Annotated in this window: 10 protein-coding genes; 1 reads left to right on the top strand and 9 read right to left on the bottom strand. The window is 62.2% G+C overall.

Going from position 1 to position 12665, the window contains the following annotated elements; translation table 11 throughout:
• Positions 1-30: 30 nt before the first annotated feature.
• Positions 31-2043: an alpha-1,4-glucan--maltose-1-phosphate maltosyltransferase gene (locus KCX70_RS11085; RefSeq protein ID WP_212620202.1), complete on the bottom strand. Its 2013-nt coding sequence runs from the start codon at positions 2041-2043 to the stop codon at positions 31-33.
• A 606-nt stretch (positions 2044-2649) separates the two neighbouring features.
• Here KCX70_RS11085 and KCX70_RS11080 point away from each other — a divergent pair.
• Complete coding sequence (locus KCX70_RS11080) at positions 2650-2916, top strand: hypothetical protein (RefSeq protein WP_212620416.1); 267 nt, start codon at positions 2650-2652, stop codon at positions 2914-2916.
• On the opposite strand, the gene fdhE is transcribed toward KCX70_RS11080, so the two are convergent.
• The 8 genes from fdhE to KCX70_RS11040 all read right to left on the bottom strand — a co-directional run bounded on the left by fdhE (position 2913) and on the right by KCX70_RS11040 (position 12653).
• A complete protein-coding gene (fdhE, locus tag KCX70_RS11075) occupies positions 2913-3854 on the bottom strand; it encodes a formate dehydrogenase accessory protein FdhE (protein WP_249121727.1) in 942 nt (313 codons plus the stop codon). The two genes, KCX70_RS11080 and fdhE, sit on opposite strands and share 4 nt — an antisense overlap.
• Positions 3851-4540, bottom strand: a complete 690-nt coding sequence (locus KCX70_RS11070; protein ID WP_021208178.1) for a formate dehydrogenase subunit gamma — start codon at positions 4538-4540, stop codon at positions 3851-3853. Before KCX70_RS11070 ends, fdhE begins: the two co-directional genes overlap by 4 nt.
• The gene (gene fdxH / locus KCX70_RS11065; RefSeq protein ID WP_102845921.1) at positions 4537-5472 is read right to left on the bottom strand and encodes a formate dehydrogenase subunit beta; all 936 of its coding nucleotides are present in this window, start codon (positions 5470-5472) and stop codon (positions 4537-4539) included. The genes KCX70_RS11070 and fdxH overlap by 4 nt, the downstream gene beginning before the upstream one ends.
• The gene (gene fdnG / locus KCX70_RS11060) at positions 5472-8552 is read right to left on the bottom strand and encodes a formate dehydrogenase-N subunit alpha (RefSeq protein WP_249121726.1); all 3081 of its coding nucleotides are present in this window, start codon (positions 8550-8552) and stop codon (positions 5472-5474) included. The genes fdxH and fdnG overlap by 1 nt, the downstream gene beginning before the upstream one ends.
• Before the next feature lie 147 nt (positions 8553-8699).
• Complete coding sequence (ligD, locus tag KCX70_RS11055) at positions 8700-9635, bottom strand: non-homologous end-joining DNA ligase (RefSeq protein ID WP_021208174.1); 936 nt, start codon at positions 9633-9635, stop codon at positions 8700-8702.
• A gap of 17 nt (positions 9636-9652) precedes the next feature.
• Entirely contained in the window at positions 9653-10651 is a 999-nt protein-coding gene (locus tag KCX70_RS11050) for a Ku protein (protein ID WP_212620201.1), read from the bottom strand.
• Positions 10652-10675: 24 nt separating this feature from the next.
• On the bottom strand, positions 10676-11533 hold the full coding sequence (locus KCX70_RS11045) for an SDR family oxidoreductase (RefSeq protein WP_212620200.1): 858 nt from the start codon (positions 11531-11533) through the stop codon (positions 10676-10678).
• A 103-nt stretch (positions 11534-11636) separates the two neighbouring features.
• Positions 11637-12653, bottom strand: coding sequence for a zinc-dependent alcohol dehydrogenase family protein (locus tag KCX70_RS11040; RefSeq protein ID WP_102850654.1), 1017 nt, complete (start codon positions 12651-12653; stop codon positions 11637-11639).
• Between the last annotated feature and the right edge of the window lie 12 nt (positions 12654-12665).

The following is a 12665-nucleotide window of genomic DNA, read 5'->3' as shown; positions in this document are numbered from 1 at the left end:
TTAACAACATATTCACGCCGTTTATAGAAATCACTTTAAGTCTGGATCGGGTGCGTCCGCGGTGAGGCGCCAGATACCAAACGGCAGGTGCCACGGCTCGATACGCATCCACTGGGTCTTGCCGTACCAGGTCCAGCGATGCCCGTTCATGAGGTCTTCGCCCCGGGTTTCGGCATGGTCCGGCAACCCGAGCTCCCAGAGCGGCAACTCGAAATGCGCCTCCTGGGCGTTATGCGGATCGAGGCTGATGGCGACCAGAATGAAATTCTTGCGATCCGGCGTGCGCTTGCCGAAATAGAAGATGTTGTCGTTGTAGGCGGTGTACGCCTGGAAGCCGAGGTGGGTTTGCAGAGCGGGGTTCTGCCGACGAATACGGTTGAGCTGGGCGATTTCGGCGACGATGTTCCCCGGGGCGTGATAATCGCGCGGGCGAATCTCGTACTTCTCCGAATCGAGGTATTCCTCTTTGCCGGGGATCGCCGCGGACTCGCACAGTTCGAAGCCTGAGTACATGCCCCACAGCCCCGAGCCCATGGTCGCCAGCGCGGCACGGACGAGGAACCCGGGACGCCCGGAGTCGTGCAGGAAGAACGGGTTGATGTCCGGCGTATTGACGAAGAAATTCGGCCGATAGCAATCGCGCAGCGGTGGCTCGTTGAGTTCGGTGAAGTACTCGCTCAGCTCCGCCTTGTTGTTGCGCCAGGTGAAGTAGGTGTAGCTCTGGTTGAAGCCGACCTTACCCAGCCGCGCCATCATCGCCGGGCGGGTGAAGGCTTCGGAGAGGAACATCACGTCCGGGTCTCGCTCGCGGATATCGGCGATCATCCATTCCCAGAACGGCAGCGGCTTGGTATGCGGATTGTCGACCCGGAAGATCTTTACGCCCTGCTGCACCCAGTGCCACACCACGTCGCGCAAGGCGATCCACAGGTCCGGCATGGCGTCTTCCGCGTAAAAGTCGACGTTGACGATGTCCTGATACTTCTTCGGCGGGTTTTCGGCGTAGCGAATGGTTCCGTCGGGCCGCCAGGAGAACCAGCCCGGATGCTCCTTCAGCCAGGGATGGTCTTGAGAGCACTGGATGGCGAAATCGAGTGCGATCTCCAGGCCATGCTCGCGCGCGGCAGCGACCAGCTCACGGAAGTCTTCCAAGGTGCCCAGCTGGGGATGTACGGCTTCGTGGCCGCCTTCTTCGCTGCCGATGGCATATGGGCTACCCGGGTCATTGGGGCCGGCCTGCAGCGTGTTATTGCGGCCTTTGCGGTGCTGCCGACCGATGGGGTGAATAGGCGTGAAATAGAGAACATCGAAGCCCATGTCGCGAATCGACGGGAGGCGCTTGTGCACGTCTCGGAAGGTGCCGTGGCGGTTCGGATCATCAGTCTCCGAGCGTGGAAACAGCTCATACCAGCTGGCGAACTGGGCCAGCGGCCGCTCCACTTCGAGCGGAAAAACCGGGCTCTGACTGCAATGTTCGCGTGGGTCGGCGTCGGCCATCGCCGCGGCGGTTTCGTCGGCGAGCATCACCGACACGCGCTCGTCATCGAGATGCGCGGCGCTGAAGCGATGCAGCAAATCCTCGATGATCGCCTTGGTTTCACCCTGCGCCCGGCCGCTGGCACGTTCGAGCAGCTGACGGCCCTCCTCCAGCTCCAGCTGGACCGGTACGCCCGCGGTGTGCTTCTTCGACAGTTCGTAACGATAGGTCTCGTAGACGTCCCACCAGGCTTCGATCATGAACTCGTGGCTCGCGACCTGGGTCGGGGTGAAGTGCCCTTCCCAGCTGTCGTTGCCGAGCAACTTGAGCCGCGCACGGCGCCAGCCGGTCTCGTCCTTGGTACGCCAGCAGATCGCAGCGGCAAGCTGATCGTGACCGTCGGCGAAGATCTTGCTGGTCACGTTGACGGGGTGGCCGATGATCGCCTTGGCAGCGAACCGACCACCGTCAAGCACCGGCTCGGTCGCCTCGATGGCGATGCGCGGCATCTTCAGTGCCTGTTCCAGTCGGGGGTGAATAATGGCGTGGGGTTGTGCATCGTTCATCGAACGGGCTCCTGGGGCCTGAGTCGTTGCGGTACGGCAATCCAACCACTGCGCAAGTCGACACCGTCCGGGCTGGATTGACCGTGTGAAAACCTGACCTGCAGGCTTTCACGGGCTCTGTTCTTCCGAACCAAGGGAGGCCGTAAAAGTTCAGCGAAACAGACCGCCTCGCGCAGTCTGCTGATCCTGGCCTGCTGGCTCAGGCATGTTGCGGACGAAGCTATCGTTTAGAGCGGGCCCGAGCCCCGTTTCGCCGCGAGTCGCGACTCCCACAATGGTTAGTTTTTGCGTGCCGCTGAACGCAGGAGGTGCGGCTTTGTGCTTTTGGGCAGCCGGGGGTCCGCTTTGCCGCGGGGCGCGCCTTGTATGGTTTCTCTGTGGGTCCAAACTGGACTTGTAAGGCTGGAGGGGCACCGTAGATCCTAGATTTATGGGATTGACCGAGATGCTGCCTGGTTTCCCTGTGGGAGCCCCGACCCGGGGCGAAGCTTTTAGCCCGTAGGCAAGGCAGCCCGGTGGGCTCCATTCACCCCGGGGCGGACCTTCCGAAGAGCGGACCTGTGCGTGCTGCTGTTGGTCGGTAGAAGGCCCGCCTGGGGCTTTGAAATGCTCGTCGTCGCCGGCTTGGCGCCAGGCTTCCCGGTGCGCTTGCGCCCGGGCTGCGATGAGCTATTCCTGATGATGGATATCCACCAGATGGAGGCTGCCATGACACCGCATGCTCGCCCCGATGTGCCACAACCGGACCCCGTCGTGCACGACAAGCCGGGTGATCTGCCACAGGTGCCCTGCCCCGACGACCTCGACGACTACAAACCCGGTACGCCGTTTGGCGGCCAGGCCGTCGCCGACGAAGCGCCAGAGCCCACCTAGCTGCCGGCGATCAGCAAAGGGTTGTAGCCACTACGCGCATACTCGTCCTGCTCGGCCAGAAGCAGGTCCAATGCGAGACTGGCAAGGTCGTCGGCCACCGGGTCCGCGCGGCCATGCAGCTCGCGCTGCATGATTTTCAGATAGCTATGGCACTCGTTGCAGGCCTCCGCGTGGACCGGCAGGAACGGCTTGCCCTGATCATCGTCGAGGCTCAGGTAAAGCAACTTGCCCCCGCTGTCGCAGACGCTGCACTTAACGCGTTCCAGGTGCCACTCGGTCGCGCACAGCGAGCAGTGCAGATAGCGCACGCCACTGCGATGCCGCTCGTTGTGTACGACGCTTGCCACCGGCGCGGCACCACAGCAGGGACAAAGCGCCCGCGCCTCACCCATGGGCCTGGCCGGGGCCCTGGGTAAGCCCATGGCCAAACGCACCCAGGTCACCTGCAAGGCAGCCGCGACCAACGGCAACAGGCCGCGGGTCGCCTCGTCCCCAGGCCGCATTTCGAAGACATCGTCGGCCAGCTCATCAAGGCGATCGGTGGGCATTTCGCGCAGCGTGGCGAGCAGCGGTCGCTGACGCTCGCCCACGTGCAGCTCCACCGCATCGAGTATCGCGAGCAGATCCTGTTGCCAGTGCACATCGCGTCGCAACGCCTGGAAACCCAAAGGCGGCATGCCATGCTTCAATGCCTGATCGAACGCATCGGCCGGTGGACGCCAGGCGGGTTCACGTTCGGTCAGTACTTGGTGCTGGGCTTGTACCAGGCGCCCCATGAACGCGAGGAACTCATCGAGCGGCGGTACCTGCGCCACCAGTTCTCGCAATCGAGTGGCCCGTTTGCTGAACAGTTTGGCTTCCGGAAGCACCACATAGGGTGCCTCCATGATGCCGGAGGGGGCACTTCCGTAATTGTGGTCCACTGCAGCTCCTTTCATCGGCGACGATCCTGTACTTCGCTGGTGGGCGACGCGCTCTGCTCGTCGGTCTTGCGGTTGCGCATCACGTCCTCGTACCAGAGGCCGTGATGATGGCGCGCCCAGGCGTGGCTGACCCGACCTTGCGTCATCGCGCGTACCGAGCCCTTGACCCAGATCGCCGAGTAGATGTGGATCACCAGGGTGATGATCGCGATGAACGCCGTGTAGGCATGGATGGTTACCGCCAAGCGCAAAGCCCAGACCGGCATGTCGTCGGCGATCCATGGCCGCCACAGCACGATCCCGGTGACCAGCAGGATCGGTACGGTAGCGAGGAAGATCCAGTACACCAGCTTCTGCCCGGCGTTGTTCTTGCCCACCGGCGGCAAGCGCTCGTCGCGGTTGCTCAGGACGTCGCCGATCTGCTTCATCCACTGCACGTCGTGCCGACGGATCAGATTGTCACCGAAGAAGCGCACGGCCTGAATGACGAAGAACGCCGACATGAACACACCGATATAGGGGTGAACGATCCGCGTAGGCTCCGGCCCGCCAAACAGCCCGGTCAGAGCGAAGAATGCCGGATAGAACAGCGCCAGACCGCTGAGCGTGAGCAGTACGAAACTGACCGCGATTAGCCAGTGATTGACTCGCGTCCACCAGCCGTAGCGAAGGATGCCGTGTCGTACGTTGGAATGGCTCATAGCCGGTCCTCCCCACGCTGATCGATGTCACGCGCTGCTGCCGCCTGTTCCGGATCCGGATCGTCCTCGGGTTCTTCCTTGGGTCCCTTCATCACATAGTGGAAGAAGCCTGCCAGCACCGACACGCCCAACGCCACGGACATGATCGGCTTGGTCACGCCCTTCCACAGCTCGACGGTGGGGCTGATCTGCGGATCCTTCGGCAGGCCGCTGTAGATTTCCGGCTTGTCCGCGTGCTGCAGTACATACACCACGTGCGTACCGCCGACACCGGGCGGATCGTATATGCCCGCATTATCGTAGCCCCGGCCCTTGAGGTGCTCGACGCGATGGGCGCCGTAGTCGAGCATGTCTTCCTTGGTGCCGAACATGATCGCCGAGGTCGGGCAGCTCTTGACGCATGCCGGCTCCAGGCCGTGATAAACCCGGTCGGAACACAGCGTGCACTTGTAGGCCTTGTTGTCCTTCTTGGAGATACGCGGGATATCGAAGGGGCAGCCTGCCACGCAATAGCCGCAGCCGATGCAGTGCTCGGAGTTGAAGTCGACGATGCCGTTGGCGTACTGCACGATCGCGCCGGGCGATGGGCAGGCCTTGAGGCAGCCCGGCTCGGCGCAGTGCATGCAGTTATCCTTGCGGATCAGCCACTCGAGATTGCCCTGCTCGTTCTCGTACTCGCTGAAACGCATCACCTCGAAGGACTCGGCCGACAGGTCCTGCGGATTGTTGTAGGTGCCGTCGCACTCACCGACCTCGTCACGCAGGTCGTTCCACTCCGAGCAAGCGACCTGGCATGCCTTGCAGCCGATACAGACCGAAACGTCGATCAGCTTGGTGACCTTTTCGACACCGCCGTGCCGCACCTGCGGCGACGGCGTGGTGGTGGCCGAGCGGGCGATTATGTTCTGCAGATTGATCTGGTCACCTCGCATCAGACGGCACCTCCGATTTTTTCGACGTTCACCAGAAACGACTTGAATTCCGGTGTCTGGGTGTTCCCGTCACCTACGAAGGGCGTCAGGGTGTTGGTCAGGTACGCCTTTTTCGCGACGCCCTTGAAGCCCCAGTGAATCGGTATGCCAACCTGATGCACGGTGCGGCCGTCGATCTCGAGCGGCACCAGTCGCTTGGTCACCACCGCGACGGCGGTGATGAAGCCGCGCTTGGAGCGAACCCGCACCCGCTCGCCGGCCACGATGCCCAGCTCGCCTGCGAGCACTTCGCCGATCTCGACGAACTTCTCGGGCTGCGCGATCGAGTTGAGCCGTGCATGGGTCGTCCAGAAGTGGAAGTGCTCGGTCAGCCGGTACGTCGTCGCCGCGTAGGGGAACTCCTTGTTCGACCCGAACGAATCCTTGTCCTGCTCGAATACCCGTGCGACCGGGTTATGCATCGCCAAAGGGTTGTTCGGGCTCATCGGGTTGCGGTCGATCGGGCTTTCCATCGGTTCGTAATGTTCCGGGAAAGGCCCCTCGTTCAGCCATTCGCTGGAGAACAAGTGACCGGTCCCGGTTTGCGTGACGATGAACGGCCGGACGCCGGCGGACGGCGGCGAGGTCAGCGGGAAATCGGGCACGTCGGCGCCCGTCCAGCGTTCGCCGTCCCACCAGATGAACGCCTTGTTCGGTGCCCAGGGCGTGCCATCCGGTCGAGCCGAGGCGCGGTTGTACAGCAGCCGGCGGTTCATCGGCCAGGCCCAGGCCCATCCCAGGGTGTTGCCGGTGTTGTAAGGATCGGAGTTGTCGCGGCGGACCATCATGTTGCCTTCCTGTGGCCAGGCGCCGGAGTAGATCCAGCAGCCACAGGCGGTGGTCCCATCGGCTCGCAGCTCGCTGAAATCCTTCAGCTGTTCGCCCTTGCGGCGAATGACCTTGCCGGTATCGTCGGTCAGGTCCGCCAGCGCGCGACCGTTGTACTCCATGGCCAGCTCGGACGCGGCCGGTGCGCTCGGAACCTTGTAGTTCCAGCTGAGGTTGAGGATTGGATCGGGGAAGGCACCGCCCTCCTCCTGATACATCGCCTTGAGCCGCAGCATCACCTCGCCGAGGATTTCGGTGTCGGTCATCGACTCGCCCGGACCGGGTGCCGCCTTGTCATGCCACTGCAACCACCGCGAGCTGTTGGTGATGGAGCCGGAGTCCTCGGCGAAGCAGGTGGTGGGCAGGCGGAACACCTCGGTACCGATCTGCGACGGATCGACGTCGTGGTATTCGCCGAAGTTCTTCCAGAACTCGCCGGTTTCCACGGTCAGCGGGTCCATGATGACCAGGAACTTGAGCTTCGACAGACCTTCGAGCACCTTCGCCTTGTTCGGGAAGGACGCCAGTATGTTGAAGCCCTGGCAGAAGGCCCCGGTCATCTTGCCCAGGGTCATATCGTTGACCGCGTAGAGCACGTCGTAGATGGGCTCGGAGAGCTTGGGCAACCAGTCATAGCACCAGTTGTTTTCCTTCGTAGCCACGTCGCCGTACCAGTCCTTCATCAGGCTTACGAAGAACCGCTCGTAGAACTTCCAGTAGGACACCTCACCTTCCAGCATCGGCGGTTTGATGCGGGTCTTCATGTAAGCGTCATAGGACTGCAGGTCTACCGACGGCAGGTTCATGTAACCCGGCAGCAGGTTCGACAGCAGACCGATGTCGGTCAGGCCCTGGATATTGGAGTGGCCCCGCAGCGCGTTGACGCCGCCGCCCGGCATACCCATGTTGCCCAGCAGGAGCTGCACCATGGCGCCACAGCGGATGATCTGCGAGCCGATGGTGTGCTGGGTCCAGCCCAGGGCATAGAGGATCGTCATGGTCTTGTCGGGGGCCGACGTCTGCGCCATGAGATCCCAGAGCTGCAGCACCGTGTCCTTCGGCATGCCGCAGACGGTTTCGACCTGATCGACGGTATAGCGACTGTAGTGCTCGTGCAGCAGGCGGAATACGCACCTTGGATGCTCGAGACTCGGGTCGCGCCGGGCGAAGCCGTTTTCGTCCAGCTCGTAGTTCCACGTCTTGCGGTCGTAGTGGTGCTTGTCCTCGTCGTAGCCGGTGAACAGGCCATCCTCGAAGCCGAACCCTTCCTTCACGATCAGGCTGGCATCGGTGTACTCGCGCACATATTCGTGGGCGTAGCGATCGGTCTCGATCAGGTAGTTGATGAAACCACCCAGGAACACGATATCCGTGCCGGTACGAATCCAGGCGTGATAATCGGCCACCGCCGTGGTGCGGTTGAATCGGGGGTCGATGGAAATGAGGATCGCATTGCTACGCTCCTTGGCTTTCATGACCCAGCGGAAACCGACCGGGTGTGCCTCAGCGGAATTGCCGCCCATGGACAAGATGACATTGGCGTTGCCGATGTCCGTCCAGTGGTTCGTCATGGCACCGCGACCAAATGAAGGGGCAAGACCTGCCACCGTTGGTCCGTGTCAGACGCGCGCCTGGTTGTCTAGCTTGAGGATGCCCAGGGCACGGGTGATCTTCTGCGTCAGGTACGCCGTCTCGTTGGTGCAGGCCGAAGCCGCGACCATCGAGGTGGTCATCCAGCGATTGACCAGCCTGCCCTGTTCGTCATGGGTTTCGAAATTGCGGTCGCGGTCGTCTTTCATATGCCGCGCAATACGCGTCAAGGCTTCGTCCCAGCTGATGCGCTTCCACTCATTGGTGTAGGGATCGCGTACCTCGGGGTACTTGACCCGCGACGGGCTCTTGATGAAGTCCAGCACACCCGCGCCCCGCGGGCAGAGCGAGCCGCGGCTGACCGGATGATCCGGGTCGCCTTCGACGTGGTAGATGTCGTCGATCACGTTGGCGGCGCCATCGCCGCGGGAATAGAGCAACATGCCGCACCCTACCGAACAGTAGGTGCAGATGTTGCGAGCGATCTTGGCGCCAGTCAGTTTGAAATGACGTACTGACGCTACGGCTTCATCAGGCGCAAACCCCATCATGGCCATGCTCGATGCGCCTATACCAGCCGCACCGAACTTCAGGAACTGTCGCCGGGATACTCGCACGGTCATCGGTATCTCCTGTCTGCTTTGTTATGTTCTGCTCATCGAATAAGTCGACTGCAACCGCTCTACGATGGTTCCTGCAGACCGACGACGAGCCTGGCGCATGTTCGCTGCGCTAGTTCAAGGCTAGCTGGGGTTTGGCCAATGGGAAGGTCACCTGTCGTTTGAGGTGGTGACATCGAGCGCTTTGAGCAGGCGCGCCGTGATCGTCTGGCGTGTCGCCCCGTAATCGGACCAGGGATCAGCAGTCTGCTCTTGCAGTCGCTCTTGCACGTTGAGGATGTTCCACTGATCCGCACCTTCGAGTTTTGCCAGCTCGTTGCGGGTAATGGGGACGGAAACCGCGAGCCCAGGGCGTGCGCGCGCCGAGTAGGCCGCCACGGTGCTGGCGCCGCGCTGGTTGCGCAGGTAGTCGACGAAAATCTTGCCGACTCGGTTTTTCGGCCCCATCTTCGCCACGATCTTTTCGGGCGCCTCGGCAGCCAGGCGTGTCGTCACGCCGCGTGCGAACTCGTTGATGCAATCCCAGCCCTGGCGACGGTCGATCGGCACCACCACATGCATGCCGCGGCCGCCACTGGTCTTGAGAAAGGCTCGTAAACCCAACCCTTCGAGCAGGTCGAGGGTCATCGATGTGGCCTCGACCATGCTCGACCACGGCAGTTCGGGGTCTGGATCGAGGTCGAAGACGAGCCGGTCCGGACGGTCGATGCGATCGCTGCGGGCATTCCAGGTGTGGAACTCGACGGTCCCCATCTGTACCGCTTCCACTACGGCGGTCACACTGTCGGCCTGGATCAGACGCGCGTGTTCCGGGTCGAGCGCCTTGTCCAGGACGCGCATATGGGGCATTTTCAACCGCCCGCAATGACGCTGAAAGAAGCGTTCTCCCTCCACCCCCTCGGGGGCTCGTACGATCGACAGTGGCCGGTTGGCCAGATGTGTGATCAACCGGTCACCGACAGCCAGATAGTACTGGGCCAGTTGTAACTTGGTTGCGCCGCTCTGCGCGTCGATCACCCGCTGAGGATTGCTGATGCCGATACCGCCCACGTCGGGGCGGTTGCTCTTGCCGGTTTTCACGGTCATGCGAGGCCCTCGCCAATTCAGCTGGCTTTCTTGCTACCGGACTTGCTGGCGGTGCTCTTGCTCGTCGTCGATTTGCTGCCGGAGGCGGTTTTGCTGCTCGTCGACTTGGCCGGGGCCTTCTTGCTCGCAGTGCTCTTGCCACTGGCGCGTTTAGGTGGCGCCTGTTCTTCGCTGGCCTGCTCGGCTTCGTCGTCGTCTTCCTCGGCCGACGCGGCCTTTTTCGCCGGTTTGCCCGCCAGGCTGCGCTTGAGCAGCTCGGTAAGGTCGATGACGTCGGCACTGCGACGGTCGACCGCCTCTTCCGGTCCGCCGACCGCCTCGATCTTGCCTTCGCGGGCCTTGGTTTCCACCAGGTCCATGATCTTGTCCTGGAAGGTGTCCTTGTACTGCGCGGGGTTCCATTCCTCGCTCATGTCCTCGACCAGGCGCTTGGCCATGTCCAGTTCGCGCGGATTGAGATCGGCATCGAGCGCCTCGTCCTTCATTTCCAGATACTCGACACCGCGTACCTCGTCGGCCCAGCGCAGGGTGTTCATCACCAGGGCCTTGCCCAGCGGCATGACCACCGCCAGATGCTGCTTGTTACGCAGCACCACATTGGCGATGCCGACCTTGCCTGTCTCGATCAGCGTCTCGCGCAGGAGCGCGTAGACCTTTTCACCGCGCCGATCCGGGGTCAGGTAGTACGGGGTATCGATGTAGAGGAAGGAAATGTCCTTGGCATCGACAAATGCGACGATGTCCACCGTCTGGGTGGCTTTCGGGTGGGCCGCCTTGATCTCGTCGTCGCTGATCACGACGTAATTGCCTTTCTCGTACTCCACACCCTTGACGATGTTTTCGCTGTCGATGTCCTCGCCCGTGGTCTTGTTGATGCGCTTGTAGCCGACCCGGTCCATGCTGCGTTTATCCAGCCAGTCGAAGTCGATTCCCTGCCGCGTGGTGGCTGGCACCAGTGCAACCGGGATATGCACCAGACCGAAACTGACAGCGCCCTTCCAGATCGTGCGAGGCATACCCTTTCTCCTGTTTGCTGGCGATCAGCCGTTGACCACGGTACCGCCGTTCACGTGGATCACCTGGCCGCTGACGTAGGACGCATCGCTGCTAGCGAGATAGACATAGGCCGGCGCCACTTCATCCGGTTGGCCGGGGCGTTTGAACGGCACGTTAGCGCCGAATTCGGCGACCTTGTCGGCATCGAAAGTGGACGGAATCAGCGGGGTCCAGATCGGACCTGGTGCCACACCGTTCACGCGGATGCCGCGCTCGGCCAGGTTCATCGACAGCGAGCGGGTAAACACCGTGATAGCGCCTTTGGTAGCGGAATAATCCAACAGCTGCGGACTGCCCTTGTAAGCCGTCACGGAGGTGGTGTTGATGATGGACGCGCCTTCTTTGAGGTGCGGCAAGGCGGCTTTGGTCATCTGGAACATACCGAAGATGTTGGTGCGGAAGGTCTTCTCCCACTGCTCTTCGCTGATGTCTTCCAAGCCTTTCTGCGGATGCTGCTCCGCGGCGTTGTTGACCAGGATGTCGAGCTTGCCGAACTTCGCCAGCGTCTCGTCGACGACCTTGCGGCACACCTCGCGGTCGGCCACGTCGCCAGCGAACGTCAGGCAGATGCGGCCCTGTTCCTCGACGACCTTACGGGTCTGGTCGGCGTCCTGGTGCTGATCGAGGTAGAGGATCGCCACGTCCGCACCTTCACGCGCGAAAAGCACCGCGACCGAGCGACCGATGCCGCTGTCGCCACCGGTGATGATCGCGACTTTGCCTTGTAGCTTCCCGGCAGCTTTGTAGTCCTCGCCACGGAACTCGGGACGCGGATTCATCAAGCCCTCTTTGCCGGGCTCGGGTTGCTGCTGCGGTGGCAGGGTCTGGTTCTCGTCGGCCATGCAAAATCCTCCGTCAAGGTGAATAACCTGTCTTCGGAGGACTTGAGCCGTGGGGGAAAAGTTTCTGTGAAGCGATGATCGGGCCGCGCAGGGCCGGCCCTGTTCAGTCGACGCGAAGCGCGACTCGCCCGCGCGGTATGCCGCTTTCAACGTAACGATGCGCTTCGACCACGTCATCGAAGCCAAACACCTTGTCGACCTGAGGCGTAATCAGCCGATCGACCGTGAGCTGGTTGATGTGCAACAGCGCGCGCTCGACCGCCTCGCGATCCTGCTTGATACCCAATTCCGGCTGGCCGGTGAAATCGCACAGGCAGTGAAGGAAGAACTTGAAGTTCTTCTTGAAGGCCGCGCACGCTGGAAACGCCGTTTCGTTGCCCCCGTTGAGCCCGTAGAGAATGAGCTTGCCGCGCGGCGCGATGACATCGCCCAAGAGCTTCATCTGCGAGCCCCCGCAAGCGTCCAGCACCACTTCGACACCGGCACCGCCAGTAATCTTCTGCAGCCGCCCGACCAGGTCCTCCTCTTCGGTCACGATCACCGTTTCGGCACCCAGTTCGCGCAGGAAGTCGCGATCCTCGGCGGTCTCGCACGTGGCAATCACTCGCGCGCCCAGAGCCTTCGCTACCTGCACGGCGGTCGGACCGGTGCAATGGCGTGCCTGGGTGACCAACACATACTGCCCAGGTTCGAGCTGCGCCAGCTCGACCAGTGCAAAATACGCCACCAGCGCAGGCGTGTAGTGAATGGAGGCCTCGATCGGGCCAAGCATGTCGGGATAGCGAACGAGCGAGGTATGCGGCAGCAGCGCGTGCTCGCCGTAAAGCGGATACTGGTTGAGATCATGCGCCGGGAAGCTCGCCACCTGGTCGCCGACGGCGAAACCGTCCACCTCATCGCCCACCGCCAGCACTTCACCGGCGATTTCGCTACCCAGCCCGGACGGGAGGCGCGCATGGCGCGGTGCGAGGTCTTGCCGCCAGAGCACGTCGTTCCAGCTGATGCCGATAGCACGAACGCCGATCAGCACTTCGCCGGGGCCTGGCCGTGGCACCTCCTGCTGCTCATAGCACAGGACTTCGGCAGGGCCGAACTGGTGGAAACGAATGATACGGGACATTGAACGACCCCT

The sequence above is a fragment of the Stutzerimonas stutzeri genome, assembly GCF_018138085.1.
Classification (GTDB): Bacteria; Pseudomonadota; Gammaproteobacteria; order Pseudomonadales; family Pseudomonadaceae; genus Stutzerimonas; species Stutzerimonas stutzeri_AI.
Note: the sequence above shows the minus strand (reverse complement) of the source record. Positions and strands in the feature narration are given on the sequence as shown.

Excerpts from the sequence above, each read along its gene's own strand:
- KCX70_RS11045 (WP_212620200.1), bottom strand. The coding sequence starts at position 11,533 with ATGGCCGACGAGAACCAGACCCTGCCACCGCAGCAGCAACCCGAGCCC.
- KCX70_RS11040 (WP_102850654.1), bottom strand. The coding sequence starts at position 12,653 with ATGTCCCGTATCATTCGTTTCCACCAGTTCGGCCCTGCCGAAGTCCTG.
- KCX70_RS11085 (WP_212620202.1), bottom strand. The coding sequence starts at position 2,043 with ATGAACGATGCACAACCCCACGCCATTATTCACCCCCGACTGGAACAG.
- KCX70_RS11070 (WP_021208178.1), bottom strand. The coding sequence starts at position 4,540 with ATGAGCCATTCCAACGTACGACACGGCATCCTTCGCTACGGCTGGTGG.
- KCX70_RS11080 (WP_212620416.1), top strand. The coding sequence starts at position 2,650 with ATGCTCGTCGTCGCCGGCTTGGCGCCAGGCTTCCCGGTGCGCTTGCGC.
- fdhE (WP_249121727.1), bottom strand. The coding sequence starts at position 3,854 with ATGAAAGGAGCTGCAGTGGACCACAATTACGGAAGTGCCCCCTCCGGC.
- ligD (WP_021208174.1), bottom strand. The coding sequence starts at position 9,635 with ATGACCGTGAAAACCGGCAAGAGCAACCGCCCCGACGTGGGCGGTATC.
- KCX70_RS11050 (WP_212620201.1), bottom strand. The coding sequence starts at position 10,651 with ATGCCTCGCACGATCTGGAAGGGCGCTGTCAGTTTCGGTCTGGTGCAT.
- fdxH (WP_102845921.1), bottom strand. The coding sequence starts at position 5,472 with ATGCGAGGTGACCAGATCAATCTGCAGAACATAATCGCCCGCTCGGCC.